Source organism: Bacillus sp. HY001 (assembly GCF_007558965.1).
GTDB classification, from domain to species: Bacteria; Bacillota; Bacilli; order Bacillales; family Bacillaceae_G; genus Bacillus_A; species Bacillus_A mobilis.
Genome location: NZ_VLTE01000144.1, coordinates 1 through 4996 on the forward strand (window position 1 = coordinate 1; position 4996 = coordinate 4996).

Genomic DNA, 4996 nt, shown 5'->3' on the forward strand with positions numbered 1-4996 from the left:
CAGATGAATATAAATCCATTGCTCATGTCTTCATAACCATCTAATCCTGTTACAATATCTAAACTGTGCATCCAAACTGTGATACTATCCCAATTTGTTATCAACAGGTATCCACTACCTACTAATAAAGCCCACCCAAATATTGTCCCTAAAAGTCCCGAGCCTCTTCCAGAAGAATATCCTGCAAAATAGTTTGCTGCGGTTCCAAATAATAATCTCATTCTTTTTACCTCCACATCTATATCATTTCACTAATATATACAAATTCCATTTAACCATAACTTTATTATATCAGAAAATTAAGAATATTCAATAAATATTTTTAGGTACTCTTTATATTTTTTAATAAGGGCTGTGATTTTTATTCACAACCCTTATCTTTCAGTTAATCCACAGGAACTTCTTCTTGTCCATGCGGTATTTGTTCAATTGGTGTTACAATTTGCGCATATTGATTTACCTGAATTTTAAATTGTCGTGGTTCCAAGAAGTTTACCTGTTGTATTAAAACCTCTATATGAAATGTATCTACTTTTTTCCCGCGGTCAATTTTGGTAATACGTGCATTGTAAAACTTATCTCCATTTAGGAAATATCTTTGAACAGCTTCTGTAGCAAGCATACGTTCATTACTTGTCATTTTCATTGGTTCAATACCAAATCCAGCCTTTGTAAACAAATATGGAACATCATAACTACTATTAGAAATTTTTCGTAGTAAATCCTCTACTGTTTTTGTTTTTGCAATATATTCTTCTTCTTTTGTATCAAATCTCTTTGGTTTATCTCCAAGCATCTCGATTTCATCTTGATTTACTTGCTCTTCCTCTTGCACTTGTGATTTCAGCATATAATCATGAATGGTATTATAGGTGGCAACACCTGCCACTAGTACGATAATCCCCAATATGACCAAGTATTTACGAGGCATATTAGATAAAATGTTGATTATTTTCTGCATCTACTCTCATCCCTTATCAGTCTATAACATTACGGATTTGTGTCATATGTTGTCCTCTTGCCGTATAGTTTAGACCTGTAATTTGTACACCCTTATTATCACCAATATGAATCATTTTTTGATTCCCCATATAAATCGCAACATGCCCTGGATTTTCATAGAAAATTAGATCCCCTGGTTGCGCATGATTGATGTCTGGCACTTGTTTTCCTTGTCCGACTTGAGCACCAGTCCAATCTCCAAGTTGTACACCTATACTTGTTCTAAATACATACTGAGTAAATCCTGAGCAATCTGAAGTACCTCCTGGCGGATTACGATCCCCTAAGACATATCTCACTTTTCCTTGACCAAGCCATTTTTTCGCTTCTGCTAATACTTTTTGTCGTTTGTCATTCGTCATAATAGGAGAACCACCAGATGATAGTCCTGGATCATCATTTTTCTTAAAGAATTTCATTGGATCCGTTGGTTGGTCGTTAATACGAATTTGGAAATCTAAATGAACAGCGTAGCCATTCATATTAAGGAAACCAGTGTTTTTATCATAGTTAGAACCACCCATCTCTCCAATAATTTGTCCTTTCGTCACCATGGTTCCTTGTGCAATTGATATTTTACTCAAATGTAAGTAACGAGATACAATACCATTTCCATGGTCTACATAAACACCTAGACCTCCACCATTTACATTACCTGCTTGGACTACAATACCTGCTTCCATTGACCACACGGGGTCTCCAGCTTTTCCAGCGGTCATAGCTCCAATATCTACAGCATTATGTTGCTTTCCACCACGAACTGCATCAAATGTATCTGTAATACGCCCTGATTTCGTTGGCCATTTCCAACCTTTATCGGAAATCCATTCTCCATCTCCAGATTCTACACAACCTAAATCTTTATAATATTTCAAAACTTTGGAAACGTAAGTGTAATCTCCATAACACGCTCCAACTTTGGTTCGGAAGTTATTAGGATCAGAACAACCTGCTGGATTTTCACCAGCATGCTCCCTAGAAAACGCAATAGCTGTTTCTTCTGAATATCCACCTTTTGCTAATGCATAACTAATGAATCCAGGACCGTAATTATAACTCTGTAAGGCAAGTGCTATATCTCCATTTGCCTTCGCTAAAACATCTTTAAATTCTTGTACGCCTGCTTCAATAGAAATATTGGGGTCTTTAATACACCCTATACGAGCACTTCCTTTTAGACCTATACAAGATGAACTTAAGTCTCCATAATGCCCTTCTGCAGCTTGCATCGGGTCACTTCCCTCTCCTTGTGATTCCTGCATCATTTGGGCAGCCAAAACACCAACATATTGAGCTACACCATGTTTTTCTGCCATTTCTTTAATTTTAGGAAGGTATCCTGTAACTTTTGCATTAAGGTTAACAGGTTCTCCGCCAGGGCTCACATTACCTACACACATACCACCAACAAAATTACTAGAAGGTGCCAGATGTCCATACATTCCTTCTAACATTCCTGCTGCTAATATCTCACGCGCACGATCTTTTTGACTCTCACTAAATTTTGCAAGCTCCATCGCTTTTTCTAATCCATGAGAAGAAACTGTTACTTTTTTACTACCACTTGCATTAATTTCATCTATTTTTTTCTTAAAATCTGTATCTCCCAATATCTTTTTTACATCTGGTCCGGAATAACTTTCAGATTTGGTTTTTTGCATCTCCTTTTTCTTTTTTTCACAAGGACCATTCGGCCCTGCCTCACATACCTCTTTTTCCGTATATTCTTCATATTGGATATCCAAGAAATATGATATAGCATCATGCGGATCTTTTCCAGTCAAATCATTATCATACCGAGCCATGTCAAAAGCGACGACCTCTTTCCAGTCTACGTTTAGTGCCATTGAAATTTCCATATACTTTTTGACTTGCTCTTCTGTTTTACTCTCATCATCGGTAAATGGTACAAAAGATGCTAGAATCACACATACAGTAATAATAAGAGCCATAATGAGAGCAACAGGCAATCCTACTGCTCCCACGATAGCTCCGACAATTTTCACTATACCAGCTCTTAGCAGTTTGGCAGCAGCTTTCGCTGCCGCTCTTCCTGCTTTTCCTGCCATTTTTGCCATTTTCCCGCTTGCCTGCATCCCTTTTTTCTTAATAAAGTGAGATGTCGCATCTTTTAAAGGGTTACTTTTCTTCTGGTTATTTGGATCGTTAGGATTTTGACTCATAGACTTGTCACTCCATACTTTCCATTTTCATTATTTCTACTTCTTCGCTGTGCTAAGCGAGGGTTTGGCGCAAATGGAATCAGGTTTTGTGGGTCATGTTCTGATAAATTCAAATGTGTCTCTGTACGTACAACTTCGTCCTGTGTATGAGTTACTAGGATTTCTTCTCTCGGTTTAATACTGCTATCTTTCACTTCACAAACCCTTTCAATTCTTTGGTTTGCTTGTAATCGTGTATCTCCTTTTCCGAACGGAGAAATACGTGACACTGTACCGTCTGTAGTTGTCGCAACCATATAACTACGATCTCTTTCTACCACCATTTGCACATTCTGGTATCCCCCCTGGTCTAAATCAGACATATAGAAGTGACCATTGTCTACCTTATGACTTACTGTAAGTGGCGGTTCACTAAATACTGGTTTTTGTTGTAAAGGTCTTTGATTTTGATTTCCTACTAATTGGTTTGGATTAATATTGATAGAACGATTGATACTAATTTTCCCACCACTAGAATCTTGAATATATGCTGGTGTTGCTTTCATACCATTACGGTACTGCGTTAATTGTCCATCCGAAATATTTAAGTCTTGATATACAACTTGTCCCGAACGAATGCTACTATCACCACTACCATAACGAGATACAACTTGTGTCATTCCACTGGAATCTTTCGCTTCAATCCATGATTTATTATTTGTCGTAACAAGACGTACTGCACCTTGAGCAACTGATTGTCTTCCAGTCGCATCTGTTATTGTTGGTACCATTCCCTTAATCTCTTGAATTTCTTTTGCTTCTGTTTGAACTGCTTTATTATATGGATTATGTTTACTTACCATACGTGCAGTAGCTTGGTAAGCACCTGCACCACCAATTACACCTGCTGCATAGCTTAATCCTTTTGTCACATTGTAATGGCGTTCTGCTGCATTACCTCCTAATGAAGTATGAACGGCAGCTGCAGTTCCACTCATCACTCTTTGTACTGCATTTCCACCAGCCTGCTGAACAGCACTAGATGCATTAAAGTATGCTTGTGATATATTTTCCATACCTTTTGTATGCACGAGATGTTTGGCACCTTCCATCATACTTACACCAATCATCTTACTTTGCTGTGTCATACGTCCCACTGCTGAAGTTGGAATCGTCATTTTCCCAGCACTTTGCGAAATATTTGCTACACTAGCTGATGCATCCGCATACGAGCGCTCAATTTCAGAAACAGACAGATTTCCAGCACGTGCCATACTCGCTTGCGTTTGCGTAGCTGCAAACACAGCTTTATTGATTGCACCACCTGTCGCAACACCGTGTGAACGAACACTTTGAATCGCACTAGTAATTCCAGAACCTACTTGTTGACTCACTGTTCCAAGACTAGCATGACTTTGTAAACCTTTCGTCAATTGCGAAGCAAAGGCATCTTTATTAATATACGATTGATTATGTAGACTCTTACCACTCGTATCTTTTGCCTGTACGGGCATCGCACCCGCTTGTACCGCTGCTTGCTGAGCGACTGCTTTAAATTCATTCCCTTTATCATTCAAGTGAGACTGCCAAGCTTCTACTTTTTGCGCTTGAGACATAGTTGGAGACAAGTTTTTCATAAAGTTTGCTTTGTTCTCTGCTGCATATCCTTGTTTAAAGGATTCTGTAGATGCTTGTACTAAATTCCCAACATTACTTACACCTTTTTGTTTCTGGTTTCCATATCCATTTGCTAAACTATGTGTTTTTACACCATTTACCGCTTTTTGAATGCCAGATACACTAGATACACCCATTGCATTTATATTTGGATT

At 38.2% G+C, this 4996-nt stretch carries 2 protein-coding genes and 2 pseudogenes; all 4 read right to left on the bottom strand.

The window, feature by feature from the left end; translation table 11 throughout:
• Positions 1-221, bottom strand: a pseudogene (locus FOT98_RS29275) (hypothetical protein); the annotation flags it as partial.
• A 164-nt stretch (positions 222-385) separates the two neighbouring features.
• The gene (locus tag FOT98_RS29280; protein ID WP_002163382.1) at positions 386-961 is read right to left on the bottom strand and encodes a hypothetical protein; all 576 of its coding nucleotides are present in this window, start codon (positions 959-961) and stop codon (positions 386-388) included.
• A 16-nt stretch (positions 962-977) separates the two neighbouring features.
• Positions 978-3185, bottom strand: coding sequence for a lysozyme family protein (locus tag FOT98_RS29285; protein WP_000081398.1), 2208 nt, complete (start codon positions 3183-3185; stop codon positions 978-980).
• A pseudogene (locus FOT98_RS29290) lies at positions 3182-4996 on the bottom strand (hypothetical protein); the annotation flags it as partial. The gene FOT98_RS29285 and the pseudogene FOT98_RS29290, both read right to left, overlap by 4 nt.